17 protein-coding genes are annotated in these 20,711 nt (G+C 70.0%); 9 read left to right on the forward strand and 8 right to left on the reverse strand.

Going from position 1 to position 20,711, the window contains the following annotated elements:
* The first annotated feature begins 80 nt into the window (after positions 1-80).
* Entirely contained in the window at positions 81-383 is a 303-nt protein-coding gene (locus tag FCH28_RS10445) for a hypothetical protein (RefSeq protein ID WP_136739536.1), read from the forward strand.
* On the opposite strand, the gene aac(6') is transcribed toward FCH28_RS10445, so the two are convergent.
* Entirely contained in the window at positions 380-877 is a 498-nt protein-coding gene (aac(6'), locus tag FCH28_RS10450) for an aminoglycoside 6'-N-acetyltransferase (RefSeq protein ID WP_136739537.1), read from the reverse strand. The genes FCH28_RS10445 and aac(6') overlap by 4 nt on opposite strands.
* Positions 878-1,439: 562 nt before the next feature.
* Here aac(6') and FCH28_RS10455 point away from each other — a divergent pair.
* From FCH28_RS10455 to FCH28_RS10465, 3 genes are read left to right on the forward strand one after another with little or no spacing between them, the layout of a single operon-like run.
* On the forward strand, positions 1,440-2,732 hold the full coding sequence (locus tag FCH28_RS10455) for an ABC transporter substrate-binding protein (protein ID WP_187363822.1): 1,293 nt from the start codon (positions 1,440-1,442) through the stop codon (positions 2,730-2,732).
* Positions 2,729-3,673, forward strand: coding sequence for a carbohydrate ABC transporter permease (locus FCH28_RS10460; protein WP_136739539.1), 945 nt, complete (start codon positions 2,729-2,731; stop codon positions 3,671-3,673). Before FCH28_RS10455 ends, FCH28_RS10460 begins: the two co-directional genes overlap by 4 nt.
* Before the next feature lie 6 nt (positions 3,674-3,679).
* Complete coding sequence (locus FCH28_RS10465; RefSeq protein WP_136739540.1) at positions 3,680-4,516, forward strand: carbohydrate ABC transporter permease; 837 nt, start codon at positions 3,680-3,682, stop codon at positions 4,514-4,516.
* 472 nt (positions 4,517-4,988) lie between these two features.
* Here the strand turns inward: FCH28_RS10465 and FCH28_RS10470 are convergent, their stop codons facing one another.
* The 4 genes from FCH28_RS10470 to dusB all read right to left on the reverse strand — a co-directional run bounded on the left by FCH28_RS10470 (position 4,989) and on the right by dusB (position 11,635).
* The gene (locus FCH28_RS10470; protein WP_136739541.1) at positions 4,989-5,831 is read right to left on the reverse strand and encodes an ArsR/SmtB family transcription factor; all 843 of its coding nucleotides are present in this window, start codon (positions 5,829-5,831) and stop codon (positions 4,989-4,991) included.
* Positions 5,832-6,412: 581 nt separating this feature from the next.
* The gene (ppdK, locus tag FCH28_RS10475; RefSeq protein ID WP_425471908.1) at positions 6,413-9,193 is read right to left on the reverse strand and encodes a pyruvate, phosphate dikinase; all 2,781 of its coding nucleotides are present in this window, start codon (positions 9,191-9,193) and stop codon (positions 6,413-6,415) included.
* Positions 9,194-9,793: 600 nt separating this feature from the next.
* A complete protein-coding gene (locus tag FCH28_RS10480; protein ID WP_425471909.1) occupies positions 9,794-10,414 on the reverse strand; it encodes a MarR family winged helix-turn-helix transcriptional regulator in 621 nt (206 codons plus the stop codon).
* 69 nt (positions 10,415-10,483) lie between these two features.
* On the reverse strand, positions 10,484-11,635 hold the full coding sequence (gene dusB, locus FCH28_RS10485) for a tRNA dihydrouridine synthase DusB (protein ID WP_136739544.1): 1,152 nt from the start codon (positions 11,633-11,635) through the stop codon (positions 10,484-10,486).
* 137 nt (positions 11,636-11,772) lie between these two features.
* Here dusB and FCH28_RS10490 point away from each other — a divergent pair, with 137 nt between their 5' ends.
* Complete coding sequence (locus FCH28_RS10490; RefSeq protein WP_136739545.1) at positions 11,773-13,227, forward strand: MFS transporter; 1,455 nt, start codon at positions 11,773-11,775, stop codon at positions 13,225-13,227.
* A 187-nt stretch (positions 13,228-13,414) separates the two neighbouring features.
* Here FCH28_RS10490 and FCH28_RS10495 read toward each other — a convergent pair whose 3' ends face one another.
* The gene (locus tag FCH28_RS10495) at positions 13,415-14,416 is read right to left on the reverse strand and encodes a helix-turn-helix transcriptional regulator (protein ID WP_136739546.1); all 1,002 of its coding nucleotides are present in this window, start codon (positions 14,414-14,416) and stop codon (positions 13,415-13,417) included.
* 146 nt (positions 14,417-14,562) lie between these two features.
* Between FCH28_RS10495 and FCH28_RS10500 the strand changes: the two genes are divergently transcribed.
* From FCH28_RS10500 to FCH28_RS10510, 3 genes are all read left to right on the forward strand, one after another.
* Positions 14,563-16,029: an MFS transporter gene (locus tag FCH28_RS10500; protein ID WP_425471910.1), complete on the forward strand. Its 1,467-nt coding sequence runs from the start codon at positions 14,563-14,565 to the stop codon at positions 16,027-16,029.
* Positions 16,030-16,208: 179 nt separating this feature from the next.
* Entirely contained in the window at positions 16,209-17,213 is a 1,005-nt protein-coding gene (locus tag FCH28_RS10505; RefSeq protein ID WP_136739547.1) for an aldo/keto reductase, read from the forward strand.
* A gap of 115 nt (positions 17,214-17,328) precedes the next feature.
* Entirely contained in the window at positions 17,329-17,910 is a 582-nt protein-coding gene (locus FCH28_RS10510) for a TetR/AcrR family transcriptional regulator (protein ID WP_136739548.1), read from the forward strand.
* 102 nt (positions 17,911-18,012) lie between these two features.
* Here the strand turns inward: FCH28_RS10510 and FCH28_RS10515 are convergent, their stop codons facing one another.
* Together FCH28_RS10515 and FCH28_RS10520 are read right to left on the reverse strand one after the other, a co-directional pair.
* Positions 18,013-18,651 (reverse strand): response regulator, encoded by a 639-nt coding sequence (locus FCH28_RS10515; protein ID WP_136739935.1) that lies wholly within the window; start codon positions 18,649-18,651, stop codon positions 18,013-18,015.
* Between the two features lie 140 nt (positions 18,652-18,791).
* Entirely contained in the window at positions 18,792-20,018 is a 1,227-nt protein-coding gene (locus FCH28_RS10520) for a sensor histidine kinase (protein ID WP_136739549.1), read from the reverse strand.
* Between the two features lie 177 nt (positions 20,019-20,195).
* On the opposite strand from FCH28_RS10520, the gene FCH28_RS10525 reads away from it, so the two are divergent.
* Positions 20,196-20,645, forward strand: coding sequence for a hypothetical protein (locus FCH28_RS10525; protein ID WP_136739550.1), 450 nt, complete (start codon positions 20,196-20,198; stop codon positions 20,643-20,645).
* Positions 20,646-20,711: the final 66 nt, after the last annotated feature.

The raw sequence follows: 20,711 nt of genomic DNA on the forward strand, positions 1-20,711 counted from the left end.
AGTCCCCGAGAGTCTCCAAAGCCTCGGGGAGCGATCCACCCGTCAGCGTACGCTCAGCCCGCCCAACAAGGGGGAATCTCATGCCGGAGAACGAGCCGTCAGAGCCCGGGAACCCCGTGCCGACGACCGCCGAGGAAGCGCTGGAGATTGCGCGTACCCGCTTCCGGCCACGCTGCCGCGATGGCTCTCCTGCCTCCGTGCACGTCGAGGAATTCGATATCGGCTACCTCATCTACGCCATCTTTCCCCCCTCCGAGCCTCGTTCGTTCGGCGGCAGTCACCTCGTCATCTCCAAGGCTGACGGGGCTCTCACCTTTGTGCCCAACTTTCCGCCGAAATCGGCTATCGCCCTCTATCGCAAGCGCCACTATCCCAACCCTTAGGTGAGTTCATCGGCGAGCAGGTCCATCAGAAGACCGTCCGCCCAGCCACCCGTGCGGTAGTCGCGGCCGTATGCGCGCATGATGCCGACTGGCTTGAAACCGACCTTGCGGTAGCTGTGGATTGCTGCTGCGTTGGCTACGGCGGGGTCGATGGTGAGGCGGTGGTGGCCGCGTTCGTGGATGAGCCAGCGTGCGAGGGTGCGGACGGCGTCCGTGCCGAGGCCCCGGCCGTGATGGCTTGTGGTGATGAAGATGTCGATGCTCGCGTGGCGGAATTCGGGGTCGGTTTCCTCGGAGAATTGGATCGCGCCGATTACCTGCCCGTCTAAGAGAATGGCGAGCATGTCGTCGTAGTCGTCGGGGACCGACCACCAGGCGGCGACCGCCGGTTCACGGACGATTCGGTCGAGGGTGGGGATGTCGCCCTCCACGGTCGGCCGTAGGACGACCGCCGAGCCGTGCAGCTCCCGGTTGCCAGCCGTGTCCTCGTTCATATAGCAGCTCCAGTTCGCGCCACACCGTCTTGCCGACGTCGAGCATATGGATGCCCCATGGATGCCCCATGCCTCAGCGGGTGGGGAGCGCGTACGGAAGAGCTGCGGACCACGCGTGGGGCGGCGTCCCGAGCGGGGGGGGCCGCGCCGCCAGATCCCTGGCCCTGAGCCGGCTCGCCGGGGATTGTCAGTGGGTCGCGCGAGAATGGCGACATGACCGACAGTAGCGGCACCAGCGACAGCAGCAGGGGGGACTTGTCGTGCCCGGTGTGAACCTCTCGATCGTGAAGGGCGCGGACGCGGACGGGCGAGGGGTGCTGCCGCACAACGGTATTTCGTACGACCGGGGGCCGGCGCCGGAGGCGATATGTGCTGCTGCGGAGGGGGAAGTCCGGAGCGGTTCGTCAACCGGGCGGATTCGTGGAGGTGCAATGCGTATGTCACGTGGGCCGGGCAGAGTGGTCGGCGTACCGCGTAGTGATCGACGATCAATGACGAGACGACCAATGACGAGCTGGCTTCGACCGCTTGGGGGCGAACGGGCATGGCGGACATGGCGAGGATGGCGGGCACTGGGACGGGCTTAGGGGGCGGCGTCGGGAGGCGGAGGCTGCTGGCGGCCGGAGGGGGAATCGCGGTCGGTGGGGTGCTCGCCGCCTGTGGGTCCAACACCGGGCGGGGTGGGAGCGGTTCGGGGCCGGCGATCAGTCAGTGGTACCACCAGTACGGCGAGCCGGGTGCCGAGCAGGCCGTGAAGCGGTATGCCGCCGCGTACAAGAAGGCGGACGTCACGGTGCAGTGGCGGCTCGGTGACTACGACCGGCAGAGTGCGGCGGCCTTGCTGACCGACTCCGGGCCCGATGTGTTCGAGGTCAATGGGCCGCTGCTGAACCAGATTCAGGGCGGTCAGGTCGTCGATCTGACGGCTGAGATCGAGCCGGTGAAGGATGACTTCAACCAGGCGGTGCTCGCGCCGAAGATCTGGCGGGGGAAGGTGTGGGGCATCCCTCAGGTGGTGGATATGCAGATGCTCTACTACCGCAAGAGCATGTTGAGGGATGCCGGCGTCGAACCGCCGCAGACGCTTGACGAGCTGGTGGACGCGGCCAGGAAGCTGACCTCGAAGCTGAGCGCCAAGAAGGTCAAGGGGCTGTTCCTCGGGAACGATGGCGGGGTGGGGGTGCTCAGTGGGACGCCGCTGTTTGCCGCCGGGCTGAGTCTGATCAGTGAGGACGGCAAGGTCGGGTTCGACGATCCGGCCGCGGCCCGAGTGCTGGGGAAGATCCGGCAGTTGTACGCCGACAAGTCGCTGCTGCTGGGTGCGCCCAAGGACTGGTCGGATCCGGCGGCGTTCATCCAGGGGCTGACGGCGATGCAGTGGTCGGGGCTGTGGGCGCTGCCGCAGATCAAGAAGGCGCTGGGGGACGACTTCGGGGTGCTGCCGTTCCCTAAGGACGGCGCGAGCGGGAAGCCGTCCGTACCCGTGGGAGCGTATGCGGCGGCGGTCAGTGCGCGTAGCAAGCGCAAGGCGGAGGCCAAGGCGTACGCGAAGTGGTTGTGGGTGGAACGCAGCGACTACCAGCTGGACTTCGCGCTGTCCTATGGGTTCCACATCCCGGCTCGGGTCTCGCTCGCCAAGAAGGCCGGAGAGTTGCGGACCGGCGCGGCGGCGGACGCGGTGCGGTTCGCGACCGAGTACGGCTACGCGGAGCCGCTGCTGTGGACCAGTGCGGACCGTACCGCCTACCAGGACGCGCTCAGCCGCATCATCAAGGACGGTGCGAACCCGGAGAGCGAGCTGAAGGCTGTCGTGCGCAAGGTCAACGCCGAACTCCAGCGGGTCGGGAAGAAATGACGGCGACAGCCACCTCGTTCGGGGCCCGGCTGCTCGGGCCGCAGCGGCGGAATCTGTGGTTCTGGGTGTTCGTCGGGCCGTTCGCGATCGGGCTGGGGCTGTTCACGTATGTGCCGTTGGTGTGGAGCGTCTATCTCAGCTTCTTCGATGCGCACAACACGGTGAGCCCGAAGGCCACCGACTTCGTCGGGCTGGGCAACTACGGGGCGATGCTGGCCGATGACGCGTTCCTGGCCAGTCTGGGGACGTTTCTGCTGTTCACCGTGTTCATCGTGCCGGCGACGTACGTGGTCTCGCTCGCGCTCGCGCTGATGGTCAACCGGTTGCGGTTCGCCCAGGCGTTCTTCCGGTCGGTGTTCTTTCTGCCGACGGCCTGCTCGTATGTCGTCGCGGCGCTGATATGGAAGCTGTCGATCTTCAACGGGGTGCGGTTCGGGCTGGCCAACACCGTGTTGGGGCTCTTCGGGGCCGACCAGACCGGCTGGCTGTCGACCACCGACCCGCCCTGGTACTGGCTGGTCATCGTGACCGTACGCCTGTGGTTGCAGGCCGGGTTCTACATGATTCTGTTCCTGGCCGGGCTGCAGCGTATATCCCCGCAGCTGTACGAGGCGGCGGCGGTGGACGGGGCGCGGCCCGGCTGGCAGGTCTTCCGGTACATCACGTTTCCGCAGCTGCGGGCCACGTCCGTGGCGGTGGTGCTGCTGCTCGTGATCAACGCGTTTCAGGCGTTCGACGAGTTCTACAACTTGCTGAGCGATGCGCGTGGCTATCCGCCGTACGCACGGCCGCCGTTGGTCTATCTCTACTACACCGCGCTCGGACAGGAGCAGAATCTCGGGCTCGGCAGTGCGGGGGCGGTGATCCTGGCGCTGATCATCGCGGTGGCGACGGTCGTCCAGGCCCGCTGGTTCGGCCTCGGACGCAAGGGAGAGGACTGATCGCCCATGTATGACGCTCTCACCCGGGCCGGCCGTGCCCTACGGGTCGTTCTGCTGATCGTCCTCGCGCTGCTGTTCCTGATTCCGTTCTATCTGCTGGTGCGGAACGGGCTGGCGACGGAGCAGGACATCACCGCGCCTGAATGGTCGTTCTTCCCGGACGACGTCCAGTGGTCGAATCTGACCGAGGTCTTCCAGGATCCGAGCCTCCCCATGGGGCGGGCGCTGCTCAACTCCACGTTGATCGCGGTGTCGACCACGGTCGGCACGGTCGTGCTGGCCTCGCTCGCGGGCTACGGGCTGGCGCGAATTCCGTACCGGCATGCGAACGTTGTCTTCTACGCGATCCTGGGGACGCTGATGGTGCCGGCGGCGGTGACGTTCGTGCCGAGCTTTGTGCTGGTGTCCTCGCTCGGTTGGATATCCACGCTGCGCGGGCTGATCATTCCGACGCTGTTCAGCGCGTTCGCCTGCTTCATCTTCCGGCAGTACTTCCTGGGCTTCCCGAAGGAGCTGGAGGACGCGGCGCGGGTCGACGGACTCGGCCACTGGCGTACGTACTGGCGCATCGTCGTCCCCAACACGCGGCCGGTCTTCGCGGCGGTCGGCACCATCGTCTTCATCGGTGCCTGGAACGCGTTCCTGTGGCCGCTGGTGATCGGACAGGACCAGGAGGCATGGACGGTCCAGGTGGCACTGTCGACGTTCACCACGGCGCAGAGCGTCAATCTGCATGAGCTGTTCGTGGCCGCGGCGGTGTCGATCGCCCCGTTGGTGATCGTGTTCCTGGTGCTCCAGCGGTACATCGTGGCGGGTGTGGAGCGCAGCGGAATCGATGACTAGCGGGGCTCGGCATACGGATATGAACCCGGGATTCCCGCTTCCGGTCCGTCCGCCAACTCGCCCAGTTCCAGGGCGTGTTCCCGTCCACGGAGCATCCGGTAGTGCGGCAACATCCGTGAACGATGCACGGCCCATGCTTTTCGTTAATGCTTCGTACACAACTCGGATCGTGGGGCTTGAAGAAGCGGACAGGGAAGGGCTGTTGTGGGTGTTGCGCCAGCAGGAGCAGGTACCGGAATTTCAGATTCGGTTTCACTGGCGGACCGGGAGATGCCGCTTCCCGAATATTGCGCGTTGCCCGTCCTTAGCGATCCTCCGCCGCGCCCGAGCCCCATACTGAGCGATCCTCCATCCTTAGAGATCCCTCATCCTGAGCGATCCTCCAAATGCGCCCGGCTTCATACCCACCACCCCGTACGGATTCATACCAACCGTCCCGTACGGCCTTACGCCAACCGCCTCCAACGGCCCCTCACGCCAACCGTTCATAAGCCGCCGCCTCCGCCGGCCGCGCGCCGCGCAAGAGTGCCGCGCCCAGCGGTGTGAGGGTGTGCAGCACCGCGTTGCCCTGCCGCAGGGTGACCAGGAGGCCGGCCTCGCGCAGCACCGTCGCGTGCTGGCTGGCGGACGCGACGGAGACATCGACGCGGCGGGCGAGTTCGCTGGTGGTGCAGCCGACGCCGATGCCCTGGAGGATCGCGGAGCGGGTCTGGCCGACGAGCCTGCCCAGGCAACGGTCCGACGGGGGCGGTGGAGCCGGCCGGGACGCCTGATGCTCGACGGGGTAGACGAGGACGGGCGTCAGTTCCGGATTGTGGAAGGTGACCGGGGTGCGGCGGCAGAAGAAGGAGGGCAGGAGAAGCAGCCCCCGGCCGTTGAGGTGCAGGTCACGGTCCACGGGATAGTCCGCCTCCAGAACGGGCGGGCGCCAGCGCAGCATCGGCGGGAGCGAGGCGAGCAGCCGGTCGGCGCCGCCGTCGAGGAGCGCCCGGCCGCGGGTGGCCCGGTCCGCCTCTATGCGGCCCTGGACGCGCGGCCAGTACGGGGCGACGGCCGCCTCGTAGTAGCGCTGAAGCGTTCCGGCAAGCCGGCCCAGCGAGCGCGTCTCGCCCTCCGCCATCGCCCGTATCCACGACGGGAGCGGGCGCGCCGTGGAGAGCCTGGAGAGCTCGTCGTGCAGCCGGGCGGCGGGCGTCTCGCGCAGCGCGGACAGCGCCTCGTCCATGCCGAGGAGCCCCTCGGCGGGCGTCAGGAAATCGGGAAAATAGCCGCGGGTGGGAACGAGCGGCGCCAACAGCCGCGCTTCGCCATTCAACCTTCCGCGGGTTTCCGAGCGCCATTTCCCGAACGCCGAATCGTCACGTCGGTCGCGTAGTCGGTGAAAACTTAAGACGGTCTCCCACAGCGCGTCAGGGCGTGCGGCAATCCGCACGCGTGCCAGATCGAGTCCACTGAAATGGACGCGTAACACCGAACCCCCACACTAGGTTTTCCCACTCGGCCCCCGGCACGCCTGAGTATGCACTCCAACACGCGCGGTCACCATGCCCTTTTGGCCAGAGTTGAAACGGGTCGCGCCACCGGGCCGGTGGCAGGAATGCTGTACTCAATTCAACGGCGGTGCGAACGGCACGGATTGCTCGATCCCGTGGGGGGTGATGGGCAAATAACCAGCCGCTCAGCAGCCCCGTTGAAGGCCGCCTTCCCTCGCCGACTGGGATGGCGGCAGCTCCCGAGGGGGGAGTCCGGAGAAAAGCGAGGGCGGGACCTCCGCACAGGTCCCGCCCTCGTTGGGGTGCCGGAGCCGACAGCGAGGCTGAGGGTCGGGTGCCATACAGTGCCGGCTCCGGTGGTTTCGCCAGGGGTGCCACGGCGCGCGTGGCGGCCCCCTACGGGTCAGCGGCTGTCGCTGCCCTTGCTCTCCGCGGCCGCCCGGCCCGCCTCCAGTCGTGCGACCGGGATGCGGAACGGGGAGCAGGAGACGTAGTCCAGTCCGACCTCGTGGAAGAAGTGGACGGACTCCGGGTCGCCGCCGTGCTCACCGCAGACACCGAGCTTGAGGTCGGGGCGGGTGGCGCGGCCGGCGGCCGCGGCGCTGCGCACCAGCGACCCCACCCCGTCCTTGTCGATGGTCTCGAACGGGCTGACGCCGAAGATGCCCTTCTCCAGGTACGCGGTGAAGAAGCTGGCCTCGACGTCGTCGCGGGAGAAGCCCCAGACCGTCTGCGTGAGGTCGTTCGTACCGAAGGAGAAGAAGTCGGCCGACTCGGCGATCTGACCCGCCGTCAGCGCGGCGCGGGGCAGCTCGATCATGGTGCCGAGGGTGAGCTTGAGGCTGACGCCGCGCTCCTTCTCGACCTCGGCGATGACCTGCTCCGCCTCCTCGCGGACGATCTCCAGCTCCTGGACGGTGCCCACCAGCGGAATCATGATCTCCGCGCGCGGGTCGCCGTTGTTGTTCTTCCGCTCGGCCGCCGCCTCGGCGATCGCCCGTACCTGCATCGCGAACAGGCCGGGGATGACCAGGCCGAGCCGTACGCCGCGCAGACCCAGCATCGGGTTCTGCTCGTGCAGCTTGTGCACGGCCTGGAGGAGGCGCAGGTCGTTCTCGTGCTTCTCGTGGCGTGCCTCGGCGAGCGCCACCCGCACCGACAGGTCGGTGATGTCGGGCAGGAACTCGTGCAGCGGCGGGTCCAGCAGCCGTACGGTCACCGGCAGCCCGTCCATCGCCTCGAACAGCTCGGTGAAGTCGGCCTGCTGGAGCGGCAGCAGCTCGGCGAGCGCGGCCTCCTTGTCGGCGTCGGTGTCGGCCAGGATCAGGCGCTCGACCATCTCGCGGCGCTCACCGAGGAACATGTGCTCGGTGCGGCACAGGCCGATGCCCTGGGCGCCGAACCGGCGGGCGCGGGCGGCGTCCTCCGCGTTGTCGGCGTTGGCCCGTACGCGCAGCCGGCGGACCCGGTCCGCGTAGGCCATGATCCGGTGGACGGCCTTGACCAGCTCGTCCGCGTCCTCGGCGCCGGCGTGCATCCGGCCCTCGAAGTACTCCACGACCGGGGACGGCACGACCGGCACCTCGCCGGCGTAGACCTTGCCGGTGGAGCCGTCGATGGAGACGACGTCGCCCTCCTCGATGACGGTCCCTTCACGGGTCGTCATCCGGCGGGCCTTGGTGTCGACCTCCAGCTCCTCGGCGCCGCAGACACAGGTCTTGCCCATGCCGCGGGCGACGACGGCGGCGTGCGAGGTCTTGCCGCCGCGGGAGGTGAGGATGCCCTCGGCGGCGATCATGCCGTTGAGGTCGTCGGGGTTGGTCTCGCGGCGGATCAGGATGACCTTCTCGCCGGACCGGGACCACTTGACGGCGGTGTACGAGTCGAAGACGGCCTTGCCGACCGCGGCGCCCGGCGACGCGGCGATACCGCGGCCGATCATCGCGGACTTCGCGCCCAGGTCGAAGCGGGGGAACATCAGCTGCGCGAGCTGCGCGCCGTTGACCCGCTGGAGGGCCTCGGCCTCGTCGATCAGGCCCTGGTCGACGAGCTGGGTGGCGATCCGGAAGGCGGCACCGGCGGTGCGCTTGCCGACCCGGGTCTGCAGCATCCACAGCTTGCCGCGCTCGATGGTGAACTCGATGTCGCACAGGTCCTTGTAGTGCGTTTCGAGCGTCTCCATGATCTGCATCAGCTCGTCGTACGACGCCTTGTCGATGCCTTCGAGGTCGGCGAGCGGCACGGTGTTGCGGATACCGGCGACGACGTCCTCGCCCTGCGCGTTCTGCAGGTAGTCGCCGTAGACGCCCTGGTGGCCGCTGGCCGGGTCGCGGGTGAAGGCGACGCCGGTGCCCGAGTCGGGGCCGAGGTTGCCGAAGACCATGGAACAGACGTTGACCGCGGTGCCGAGGTCGCCGGGGATGCGCTCCTGGCGGCGGTAGAGCTTGGCGCGGTCGGTGTTCCACGAGTCGAAGACCGCGCGCACCGCGAGGTCCATCTGCTCGCGGGGCTCCTGCGGGAAGTCCCGCCCGGTCTCCTTGGCGACGATGTCCTTGAACTGGTCGACGAGCGCGCGCAGGTCACCGGCGTCCAGGTCGACATCGACGGTGACGCCCTTGGCCCGCTTGGCCTCCTCCAGCGCCTCCTCGAAGAGTTCGCCGTCGACGTCCAGCACGGTCTTGCCGAACATCTGGATGAGGCGGCGGTAGGAGTCCCACGCGAACCGCTCGTCGCCGGCCTGCGTCGCGAGGCCGGAAACCGATGCATCCGACAGGCCGATGTTGAGGACGGTGTCCATCATGCCGGGCATCGAGAACTTCGCACCGGAACGCACCGATACGAGCAGCGGGTCGTCGGCCTGGCCGAGCTTCTTGCCCATCTTCCGCTCAAGGGCGTCGAGGTGCTTCGAGACCTCGGCACGGAGTGCCGCCGGCTCGCTGCCGCTTTCGAGGTAGACCTTGCAGGCTTCGGTGGTGATCGTGAAGCCCGGAGGGACGGGAAGCCCCAGGTTGGTCATCTCGGCGAGGTTGGCGCCCTTGCCACCGAGGAGGTCCTTGAGGTCCTTGTTGCCCTCAGTGAAGTCGTAGACGAACTTCGTGGACGCAAGCTGGGTTACGTGGGGATCTTGTGTTTCCGACACGGGACTGGACTCCTCGCGGACGGCTGCCCTGACGGCGAGGAACATACCCAGATCGAAGGCTCATGGGTACGTCCACTTGGTCGACATGTGTGCGTAACCCGTCGTCAGCCAGCAGATCGAAAGTGATCTCCGACGTTTGAGTGGCTTCATTAACTGAATGCATCACTGCGGTGCGGAGTCGAAGGGGCGAGATCCGATTACTCTGCGCATTGAATTGCTTGATCACTCGAACAGATGAAGCGTGGCACCCGGTGCCATCATTGGAGAGGTGGAGCCCTCCGATGAGCGCTCATCTGAGCGTGCCCCCTATCAGGGGTGGCGAGAATCACGCGCTCGGACGGTGCTGGGTCCCATCATCCGGACCACCGTCGGGACCAGCTCGGACAACGCTTCGACCAGCCCTCGCGGGCCCCACAGACCCCGTACGCCGGGGGGCACTTCCCGCATTCCGGGTCGATCCAGGCGCTCATTCGCGCCACGCGATGTGGTGTGCCGAACGTCGGGATCAAGCCATAGTTCGCGAAGGGGCCGTGAGGTGGCGGGAATGACGCATCCGCGCCCCCGGTCGTATACGGGTCCGCCGCGCCCGGCGTGAGCCATGCGCCGTCGCGCGTCGGGCGCCGGGTCATGGCTGCGGGCGCCGGGTCATGGCTGCGGGGAATGCGCCGGGACGGCCTCGCGGCCCGCCTCCGGCACGCCCTTCGGCCGGCGTCCGCTGCGCCGAGGCCGCGGGGCCTCGCCGTCCAGCAGCTCCAGCCGGCGGGCCGCGCCGTGTGTCTCGACCTGCGCGACCACGCTGCGCAGCAGGTCGGCCAGCGTCAGCGCCTCGTCGTCACTCAACGCGTCGGTGACAAACGCCTCTTCGGCGTTGAACTGCGGGAAGGTCCGGGCCATCAGCCGCTCCCCCTCAGGGGTGAGCGAGAGCAGTGCGAGCCGGCCGTCGGCCGGATGGCCGTTGCGTTCCATCAGGCCGCGGCCCTGCAGCGTACGGGCGACGCCGGTGAGCGTCCCTTTGGAGATCCCGGCTTCCTCGGCGACTTTCCGGGTCTCCGTCTCGCCCCGGATCCACACCACCCACAGCACCACGAACGCGGTCCAGGTCAGCTCGGCCGCGCGCAGCACCGAGTTCTCGAAGTGCTGCCGTACGGCGACCGCGGCGCGGTAGAGCTGCGCCACCGCCGCCATCCGCTCATGCCGGACGGGCAGATCGCCGAGTCTTGCCCGTACCGCCTGCTCCGTGCCCTCGATGGACCGGTACCCGCTCACCACGGCGTTCTCCTCGCTCCGTGCCCCCTCAGGGCTGGAACGGTAGCGCGGCCCCGCCGCCCGGCGGCGTCACCCGCCCGACGTGTCCAGCTCCGCGTCCTCCTGCACCGCCGTGCGGTCGTACGGGTCGTCCAGCCAGCCGTCGGGGAGGACGACCCGGTTGCGGCCCGAGGTGCGGCCGCGCGGGCCGTCGGCGCCCGCCGGCCAGGGCTGGTCCAGGTCCAGCTCCGAGAGCAGGGCGTCCAGCTGGTCGAGGGTGGAGGTGACCGCGAGGTTCCGGCGCATCTCGGAGCCGATCGAGAAGCCCTTGGTGTACCAGGCGACGTGCTTGCGGAAGTCGATGACGCCGCGGGTCTCGTCGCCGATCCACTCGCCGAGCAGCGTGGCGTGCCGCAGCATCACGGCAGCGACCTCCTTGAATGTCGGCTGCGCGAAAGCGACCTCACCGGCGCCGGGCTGGGTCCCGCTGCCCTCGAAGGCGGCCACGAGATCGCCGAACAGCCACGGCCGCCCCAGGCAGCCGCGGCCCACCACGACCCCGTCGCAGCCGGTCTCCCGCATCATCCGTACCGCGTCGTCCGCGGACCAGATGTCGCCGTTGCCGAGTACCGGGATCTCCGGGACGTGCTCCTTGAGGCGGGCGATGGCGTCCCAGTCGGCGGTGCCGCCGTAGTGCTGGGCCGCCGTCCGGCCGTGCAGCGCGATCGCCGTGACGCCCTCCTCGACCGCGATCCGCCCCGCGTCGAGATAGGTGAGGTGGTCGTCGTCGATGCCCTTGCGCATCTTCATCGTCACCGGCAGTGCGCCCGCGTTGGCCACCGCGTCGCGCAGGATCGAGCGCAGCAGATGCCGCTTGTACGGGAGCGCGGAGCCGCCGCCCTTACGGGTCACCTTCGGGACCGGGCAGCCGAAGTTCAGGTCGATGTGATCGGCGAGATCCTCCTCCGCGATCATGCGGACGGCCTTGCCGACGGTGTCCGGGTCGACGCCGTAGAGCTGGATCGAGCGCGGCTTCTCGGTCTCGTCGAAGTGGATCAGCTGCATGGTCTTCTCGTTGCGCTCGACCAGCGCCCGCGTCGTGATCATCTCGCTGACGAACAGGCCCTTGCCGCCGGAGAACTCGCGGCACAGCGTCCGGAAGGGGGCGTTGGTGATCCCGGCCATCGGGGCGAGCACCACCGGCGGCTGCACGGCGTGCGGTCCGATCTGCAGCAAAGTCATGGAGGACGGTTCCTTCGACGGGTGTGGAGAAGCCGCGGCCGACGGGCGTTCCGGCCGCCGCGACCTCCCATTGTCCCGCACCGCGCGAGCGGCCCCGCCAAGGCCGCCGACCGCGGATCGTTTTGTAGCGTTCAGCCATGCCTGAGCTCAGCCGGCGGAGGCGCCTGGTCGTGCTGGCGATCTGCTGTATGAGCCTGCTGATCGTCAGCCTCGACAACACCATCCTGAACGTCGCGCTGCCCTCCCTCCAGGACGAGATAAACGCCTCGGTCGCCGGCCTTCAGTGGACGATCGACGCGTACACGCTGGTCCTGGCCTCGCTGCTGATGCTGTCCGGCTCGACGGCGGACCGGCTCGGCCGGCGCCGGATCTTCCTGACCGGCCTGGTCGTCTTCGCGATCGGGTCGCTGCTGTGCAGCCTCGCACCCGGTCTGGAATGGCTGGTGGTCTTCCGGATGGTGCAGGCGGTCGGGGGCTCGATGCTCAACCCGGTCGCGATGTCGATCATCACCAACACCTTCACCGAACCCCGCGAGCGGGCCCGTGCCATCGGGGTGTGGGGCGGGGTCGTCGGCATCAGCATGGCGGCGGGGCCGCTCGTCGGCGGGCTGCTGGTGCAGAGCGTCGGCTGGCGCTCGGTCTTCTGGATCAACGTCCCGATCGGCGCGCTCGCGCTGTTCCTCACCCTGCGCTACGTCCCCGAGTCGCGCGCCCCCAGGCCGCGCCGGGTGGATCCGGTGGGCCAGCTGCTGGTGATCGTGCTGCTCGGCTCGCTGACGTACGCGATCATCGAGGCCCCGGAGGCGGGCTGGCTGTCGGCGGAGACCGGAGCGTTCGTGCTGCTGGCGCTCGGCTCGCTGGGCGGGCTGATCCGGTACGAGCGGCGGCGCCGGGAACCCCTGATCGACCTGCGGTTCTTCCACAGCGTGCCGTTCAGCGGGGCGACGGTGGTGGCGGTCTGCGCGTTCGCCGCGCTGGGCGGCTTTCTCTTCATCAACACGCTGTATCTGCAGAACGTCCGCGGTCTGTCCGCGCTGGAGGCCGGTCTCTACACGCTGCCCATGGCCGGCATGACGCTGATTTTCGCGCCGCTGTCCGGGCGGCTGGTCGGCAGCCGTGGCCCGCGGCTGCCGCTGCTGCTGGCGGGTACCGGAATGGGGCTGAGCGGGGTGCTCTTCGCGGGGTTCGACGCCCAGTCGACGACGGCGCTGCTGTTCACCGGCTATGTGCTGTTCGGCATCGGCTTCGGCCTGGTCAACGCCCCTATTACGAACACGGCGGTGTCGGGGATGCCGCGCGCGCAGGCCGGTGTGGCGGCCGCCGTCGCGTCCACCAGCCGGCAGGTGGGGCAGTCGCTCGGCGTCGCGGTGATCGGCTCGGTGCTGGCCAGCGGGACGCACGGGACGGCGCGCGACGGCGACTTCGTCGCGGCCGTCCGCCCGGCGTGGTGGATCATCACCGGCTGCGGCGCGGCCGTGCTCCTGCTGGGCGCGTTGACCAACGGGCGCTGGGCGCGCGCCACGGCCCGCCACACGGCCGAGCTCTTCGAGGAGGAGCCGAGGGGGCACAGTCCGGCTGATGCCAGTTCGTAGGTGGGCGCTGGGGGGTGCTGTGGTCGCGGGGGGGGTGCTGTGGTCGCGGGAATACCGCTCCGCGCCCCCGCGTTGGGGCCTGCAAGGGGCGCTCGCAACCCTTAGGGGATCTGTTCGACCATCCCCTAGGGGACGCCCAGGGCCGCCCTAGGCGCCGACGCTCACCCCCGCACCGGCAGGACGACACTCAAGCTCGCGCCGTCGCCAGTTCCTGCAACAGTTCCAGGCGCTTTCGGGACGTCTCGTCCACGGGGGTGTACGTCACGAGCGTGGGGCCCGGGTTGGGGCCCGTCCACAGGCTGGTGGCGGCGAGTTCCATGGCGCCGACCTTCGAGTTCTGGAAGATCTTGGTGCTGCTGACCGGGCGTACGACCTCATGCCGCGCCCAGATCGCGCGGAACTCCGGCGATGCCTCCGACAAGCGCGCGACCAGCGCCTTCCAGGCCGGCTCGGCGACATGCTCGGCCATCGACGCCCGGAACTTGGCGGCCATCATGCACACCGAGGCATCCAGATCACCCATGGCCGCCCGCCACTCGGGATGGGTGAACGCCAGCCACATGCAGTTCCGGTCCTCTTCGGGCAGCGCGTCGAGGTCGCACATCAGCTGCCCGTAGGTGCTGTTGTAGGCGAGGATGTCGAACCGGCTGTTCTGTACGACGGCGGGGAACGGCGCCACCTGGTCCATGATCTGACGCAGCGCGCGCGGAACGCCGGTGCATTCGGTGCCGGGGAGCGGGTCGATCGCACCGGCCAGCGCGAACAGATGGCGGCGCTCGGCCTTGTCGAGCAGCAGCGCGCGGGCGACCGCGTCCAGGACCTGCGGTGAGACATGAATGTCCCGGGCCTGTTCGAGCCAGGTGTACCAAGTGACGCCGACCGCGGCAAGATGCGCGACCTCCTCGCGGCGCAGCCCGGGGGTGCGGCGGCGGCTGCCGCGCGGCAGGCCGACGTGTTCGGGGGTGATCCGCTCCCGCCGGCTGCGCAGGAACGCGGCCAGCTCGGCCCGGCGGACGGCGTCGCCGCCGCCGCGCGGGGTGACGGGCCCCTTGGCGGGCTTCTTGGCGATCGCGCTGTCGGCCCCGCTGTCGGTCGCGCTGTGAGTGCCGGTGGCGGTCGCTCCGCCGGTCCCGGTCTCAGTCCCGGTGCGGCTGCGGGCGGCCTGAGTCAGCGTCACATCCACGGTCATGCTTCCAGGGTGCCGGAGGCGCTATCCGGTTGCCAGGTGGCGCTGGTACCAGGATAAGAAGACTCTGGTACCCCTCTGAGCGACGGACGATCGTCGTCTGCGTGAACCATTCCGAGACCGATACCCGCGTACAGACCGATAGTCGCGTGCAGACCGACAGCCGGGTACAAACCGACAGCCGCGTGCAGGCCGCCGCCCCGAAGGCCGTACCGGACCGCCCGCTGCCGGACACCACCGTGCTGACGCCACTGGGCCTGCTGACCGTCCTGCTCGGCGCGGCCCTGCCCATGATCGACTTCTTTATCGTCAATGTCGCGCTGCCGACCATCGACCGTGATCTGCGCGCGGGGCCGGCGGTCCTGGAGATGGTGGTGGCGGGCTACGGCGTCGCCTACGCCACGCTGCTCGTGCTCGGCGGGCGGCTCGGCGACATGGTGGGTCGCCGCCGGCTGTTCCTGTGGGGCCTGGCCGCCTTCGGCCTGACCTCGCTCGCCTGCGGGGTGGCCCCCGACGCCTGGACGCTGGTGGCCGCCCGGGTCGCCCAGGGCGGCGCGTCCGCACTGCTGTTGCCGCAGGTACTGGCCACCATCCAGGCCACGACCGCCGGCAAGCGGCGCGCGAAGGCGCTCAGCCTGTACGGCGGTACGGCCGGTGTCTCCAGCGCCGTCGGCCAGGTGCTCGGCGGGCTGCTGGTCTCCGCCGACCTGGCGGGCTCCGGATGGCGCGCGGTCTTTCTGGTGAACGTGCCGATCGCGGCCGCTGCCTGGCTGCTGGCCTCCCGCGCGGTGCCCGAGACCCGGTCCCCGCATCCGAGCCGGGTGGACGGCCCCGGCACGGCGCTGCTCGCCACCGCGCTGATCACCCTGCTGCTGCCGCTGACCGAGGGGCGGGCGGCCGGCTGGCCGCTCTGGTCCTGGCTGCTCCTGGCCGTCTTCCCGTTCGCCGCCGGCGCGTTCGTCGTCGTCGAGCGCCGGGCCGAGCGCGTGGGCCGCACGCCGCTGGTCCCGCCGTCCATGCTGCGCATCCGCTCCGTGCAGAGCGGCCTCTCCATGATCGTCCCGTTCTCGGTGGGCTTCGGCGGCTTCATGTTCGTGGTGGCCGTCGCCCTCCAATCCGGCCTGCACTACGGGCCGTTCGCGGCCGGGCTGTCACTGGCGCCGCTCTGCGCCACGTTCTTCCTCGCCTCGCTGGCCGGACCGCGGCTGGTGCGGCGCTTCGGGCGGCGGGTGGCGATCGCCGGCTCGCTGATCCAGGCCTGCGGGCTGATCGGTCTGGCGCTGACGGTCCGCGCGGGCTGGCCCGACGTGTCGGTGGCCGGGCTGGCGCCGAGCATGGCAGTGCTGGGCATCGGACAGGGGATGCTCCTGCCGGTACTGATGCGCATCGTGCTGAGCGAGCTGCCGGTGACGCAGGCCGGAGTGGGCAGCGGCGCCATGGTCACCGCCCAGCAGTCGGGCGTCGCACTCGGCGCGGCCACCCTCGGCACGCTCTTCCTGTCGCTCCTCCCGTCCTCCGGCGCCCGCGATGCGCTGGTCGCGGCGCTGCTGGCGCAGCTGGCGATCGTGCTGGTCACGACGGCACTGGCGGTGCGCCTGCCGCACACGGTGCGCTGACCGGGGCCGGCGGAACCCACCCGGGCCGCTCGGGTCGACGGAGCACTGGCACATGCACCGACGCATACACCGACGCCTGTACTGACACTTGTCGACTGACAGATATTGAAATCTGTCAGTCGACATGCCATAGTCGGTACACGCCACTGCTTCATCTCCCCGTCAGTCAGGAGCACCCCGTGCAAACCCGCACCCTCGGCACCACCGGCCCGCAGATCTCCGCCCTCGGCCTCGGCTGCATGGGCATGTCCGCCCTGTACGGCGACGCCGACCGCGCAGAGTCCGTCGCCACGATCCACGCCGCCCTCGAAGCGGGCATCACCCTGCTCGACACCGGCGACTTCTACGGCATGGGCCACAACGAACTGCTCATCAACGAAGCCCTGCGCACGGCCCCAGCGGCCGCCCGCGAAAAGGCGCTGACCAGCGTCAAGTTCGGCGCCCTGCGCACCGTCGAAGGCGCCTTCACCGGCTACGACGGCCGGCCGGACGCGGTGAAGAACTTCGCCGCGTACTCCCTCCAGCGGCTGGGCACCGACCACATCGACATCTACCGGATCGCCCGTGTCGACCCGGCCGTCCCGATCGAGGAGACCGTCGGCGCCATCGCCGAGCTGGTCGAGGCCGGGCATGTGCGGCACATCGGCCTGTCCGAGGTGGGCGCCGAGACCCTGCGCCGGGCCGCCGCCGTCGCCCCGATCTCCGACCTGCAGATCGAGTACTCCCTCATCTCCCGTGGCATCGAGGACGAGATCCTGCCCACCGCCCGTGAGCTGGGGATAGGCATCACCGCGTACGGCGTGCTGTCCCGCGGACTGATCAGCGGCCACTTCAGCCGCGACCGCAAGCTCGCCGCGAATGACTTCCGCGGTATGAGCCCCCGCTTCCAGGGCGAGAATCTCGACCGCAATCTCGACCTGGTGGAGGCGCTGCGCAAGATCGCCGAGCAGAAGGGCGTGACGGTCGCCCAGACCGCCATCGCCTGGGTGCTGTCCCGTGGGGAGGACATCGTTCCGCTGGTCGGCGCCCGGCGCCGGAACCGGCTGGCCGAGGCGCTCGGTGCCACGACGTTCACACTGGACACCGAGGATCTGGCCGCGATAGAGCGCGCGGTGCCGGCCGGCGCCGCCGCGGGCGAGCGGTATCCCGCCGAGCAGATGGCGCATCTGGACAGCGAGCGCTGACCGCCGGGGCGTGTGCCGGGGGCGCCAGGTACCGTCCGTAGGTGTCTGGCGTACGCACCCCGCCGGGTGGCCCCGTGCGCCCCGTCCGCTTCCCTCCGAAAGGCCGGCCCGCCGCATGCCCCCCGAGACGTTGACCCCCGAGCGCATCCTCGAAGCCACGGAGGAGGTGCTGCGCCGCTACGGCCCGGCCAAGGCCACGGTCGTCGATGTGGCGCGCGCCCTGGGCGTCAGCCACGGCAGCGTCTACCGCCACTTCCGCACCAAGGCGGCGCTGCGGGAGGCGGTCACGGAGCGGTGGCTGAACCGTACGAGCGAGCAGCTGTCGGCGATCGTCGCGGCGGAGGGCCCGGCCCCGGAGCGCCTGGACCGCTGGCTCACCGCCCTGTTCGAGGCCAAGCGGCACAAGGCCGGCGACGACCCGGAGCTGTTCGCCACGTATATGGCCCTCATCGGCGAGAGCGGCGGCGTGGTCGACCGGCATGTCACAGATCTGGAGGCCCAGCTCGCCACGATCATCGAAGCCGGCGTGACCGAGGGCGCGTTCCGCACCCCCTCCCCCAGGACCTCCGCCCGCGCCGTCTTCAACGCCACCGGCCGCTTCCACGACCCCTGCTACGCCCCGGAGTGGTCCCGCCCCACGATCACCGACGACTTCGAGGCGGTGCGAGAGCTGGTCCTGCGTGGCTTGACCGGCTAGGGCTCTCGTCGCCGCGACGGCGAGCCGCAAGCGACGGGCTGCGGAACCGAGCGGCGCGTGGCAAGCGACGGGCAGGCCTGTCCGGTGGGGCAGGCCATGGCCCTAGCCGCCGACGCCCAGGAAGTGCAGCACGGCCAGGACCCGGCGGTGGTCGGCGTCCGCCTTGGGGAGGTCCAGTTTGGCCAGGATGTTGTTGATGTGCTTGGCCACCGCGCTTTCGCTGACGACGAGTTGGGCGGCGATGCCCGCGTTGGAGCGGCCCTCGGCCATCAGTGCCAGGACGTCCCGTTCGCGGGCGGTGAGACGTTCCAGCGGGTCGCTCGACCGGCGGACCAGCAGCTGCGCGACGACCTGCGGGTCCAGGGCCGTGCCGCCGGACGCCACCCGGCGCAGCGCCTCGATGAACTCCTCGACGTCCGCGACCCGTTGCTTGAGCAGATAGCCGACCCCGCTCGTGTTCGTGGCGAGCAGATCGGCCGCGTAGCGCTCCTCGACGTACTGGGACAGCAGCAGGACGGCGGTGGCGGGCCAGCGCTGGCGGATGGACAGGGCGGCGCGCACTCCCTCGTCCGTGAAGCCGGGCGGCATCCGGACGTCCACCACCGCGATGTCCGGCCGGTGTTCCTCGACCGCGGCCAGCAGCCCCTGCGCGTCCCCCGCTTCGGCCGCCACCTCGAACCCGGCCATCTCCAGCACCTTGACCAGGCCGATCCGGAGCAGCACGGAGTCCTCGGCGATCACCGCCCGCCGCACGCCGGACCCCGCACCGGGCCCTGCTCCGGGCAGTACATCGGCCTGTGCTGCAGGTCTCACATCGTGCCTCGCATCCGGCCTCGCATCCGGCCTTGCTTCGGACCTCGCATCCGGCCTTGTTTCGGGCCTCATGTCGGGCACGGCAGCTCCACGCTCATCATGGTCGGGCCCCCCGCGGGGCTGCTCATCCGGAAGGTTCCGTCCACGGAACGCACGCGCTGGGCAAGCCCCTTCAGACCGCTCCCCCTGGACGGATCGGCGCCGCCCATACCGTCGTCGGCGATCACCACCCGCAGTATCTCCCCGAGCCGGGTGACCGTCACATCGACCCGGGTCGCCTCCCGCGCGTGCTTGGCGATATTCGTCAGCGCCTCGGAGACCACGAAGTACGCGACCGCCTCGACCGCCGGCGCGGCCCGCCGCGGCAGCTCCGGTGGCAGATCGACCCGCAGCCGTACGGGCAGCGGGGCGCGGGCGGCGAGTCCGGACAGCGCCGCGTCCAGCCCGAGTTCGTCCAGGACGGCCGGGTGCAGCCCGCGCACCAGATTGTTGAGTTCCTCGATCGCGTCCTTCGCCTCGCGGTGCGCCGCGTCGATGACCTCCCGGGCCTCCGGCGGCAGATCCGTGAGGGTGGCCTTGGCCAGCCCGAGGTTCAGGGCCAGCGAGACCAGCCGCTGCTGCGCGCCGTCATGCAGGTCGCGCTCGATGCGGCGGCGTTCCGCGTCGGCGGCGTCGACCGCACCGGCCCGGCTCTCGGTGAGGTCCTCGACCCGACGCGCCAGTTCGTCGGACCGGCTGATGCCCAGGACGGCCCGCCCGACGAGGTTCTCCAGCCGTACGAGCCCGCCGGCCAGCGCCGGTACGGCGGCCAGCACCAGCAGCGACAGGATGGTGAGGTAGCTGGCCACGGTGGTGTAGCCGGGATGCGCCAGCCGCCACGTGGCCGGTACCGCCGACACCCACACCAGGACCAGCGCCCCCGCCAGCGCCGCCGACACCACAGCGAGCAGCAGGAGTTCCAGCGCGCCCAGCAGCGGCCCGGCCAGCAGGTTGTAGGCGAACTGCCGCTTGCGCTCGGTGAACCGGAGCCGGGGAAGGTCCACCCCGCACAGCGCCCGGAACCGCCAGCGCTGCGCCTCGGTCAGGCCGTACCCCGCGATGACGAGCAGGGTCACGGGCGCGGGCAGCACCAGCGGGGCGGCGTCCGAGCTCCCGTCCAGGATCCCGATCAGCTGGGTGAGGGCCCAGAGGAACAGCAGCGGCGGGACGATATGCAGCGGCACGCCGGCGGCGATGAAGAGGATGTCGCGCCGCAGCCGCACGAGAAAGCGGCGGAGCCGCGGCGGAATGGTCATGATCAAACGGTATGCGGCGCAGCCGGGCGGCGGCCATGCAGCCAGTTCCCCGAACGGGGGTGTAGCTGGTGCCACCCCAAGTCGGACCTGGGCGTTACTGACTTGGTCCGGCCGGAACCGGAGTGTTGAGCGTGAGCCCGACGGCCGGGTTCACCGCAGCCGAAAGAGACACACTCCATGGCCCTCATTGCCCTCAACTCCGTTTCCCCGCACGGCAGTTGCGCCCGTCCGGGCGTCGCCCGCCGCCCCGTACGGCTCAGCGCCGCGCGCCGCCGGCAGGGGCGGATCCTGACGGGCGCCGGGCTGGTGCTGCTGCCGTGGCTCGGCTACCTCGCCGGGACGCTCCCGCCGGCCGAGGCGGCGGCCTGGGTGACGCTGGACACGCTGGAGGCCGCCTGCCTCCTGACGGCCGGCACCCGCCTGCTGCGCGGCGAGCCCAGCCACCGGGCGGCCGCGGCGGCCGCCGCGCTCCTCCTCACGGCCGACGCCTGCATCGACCTGGCCACCGCCGCCCCCGGCGCGGAGCTCGCCACGGCGATAGCCATGGCCGTCGGCGCGGAACTCCCCCTGGCGGGCCTGTGCATGGTCCTCGCGACCCGCCGCGGGGCCACCGAGCGCGATCACTGAGGGACGCCGTGACACCCCCGGCCGCCGACCCGTCCCGCGCCCCGCGCCCCCATCCCTCACCGCACA

The sequence above is a fragment of the Streptomyces piniterrae genome (assembly GCF_005048155.1).
GTDB classification, from domain to species: domain Bacteria; phylum Actinomycetota; class Actinomycetes; order Streptomycetales; family Streptomycetaceae; genus Streptomyces; species Streptomyces piniterrae.

What these genes read in the sequence shown, in the direction of transcription:
- FCH28_RS10525 (WP_136739550.1), top strand. Translation starts at nt 20,196, where the DNA reads ATGGCCCTCATTGCCCTCAACTCCGTTTCCCCGCACGGCAGTTGCGCC.
- FCH28_RS10490 (WP_136739545.1), top strand. Translation starts at nt 11,773, where the DNA reads ATGCCTGAGCTCAGCCGGCGGAGGCGCCTGGTCGTGCTGGCGATCTGC.
- dusB (WP_136739544.1), bottom strand. Translation starts at nt 11,635, where the DNA reads ATGACTTTGCTGCAGATCGGACCGCACGCCGTGCAGCCGCCGGTGGTG.
- FCH28_RS10465 (WP_136739540.1), top strand. Translation starts at nt 3,680, where the DNA reads ATGTATGACGCTCTCACCCGGGCCGGCCGTGCCCTACGGGTCGTTCTG.
- FCH28_RS10520 (WP_136739549.1), bottom strand. Translation starts at nt 20,018, where the DNA reads ATGACCATTCCGCCGCGGCTCCGCCGCTTTCTCGTGCGGCTGCGGCGC.
- FCH28_RS10495 (WP_136739546.1), bottom strand. Translation starts at nt 14,416, where the DNA reads ATGACCGTGGATGTGACGCTGACTCAGGCCGCCCGCAGCCGCACCGGG.
- FCH28_RS10445 (WP_136739536.1), top strand. Translation starts at nt 81, where the DNA reads ATGCCGGAGAACGAGCCGTCAGAGCCCGGGAACCCCGTGCCGACGACC.
- FCH28_RS10455 (WP_187363822.1), top strand. Translation starts at nt 1,440, where the DNA reads ATGGCGGGCACTGGGACGGGCTTAGGGGGCGGCGTCGGGAGGCGGAGG.
- ppdK (WP_425471908.1), bottom strand. Translation starts at nt 9,193, where the DNA reads ATGTTCCTCGCCGTCAGGGCAGCCGTCCGCGAGGAGTCCAGTCCCGTG.
- FCH28_RS10460 (WP_136739539.1), top strand. Translation starts at nt 2,729, where the DNA reads ATGACGGCGACAGCCACCTCGTTCGGGGCCCGGCTGCTCGGGCCGCAG.
- FCH28_RS10510 (WP_136739548.1), top strand. Translation starts at nt 17,329, where the DNA reads ATGCCCCCCGAGACGTTGACCCCCGAGCGCATCCTCGAAGCCACGGAG.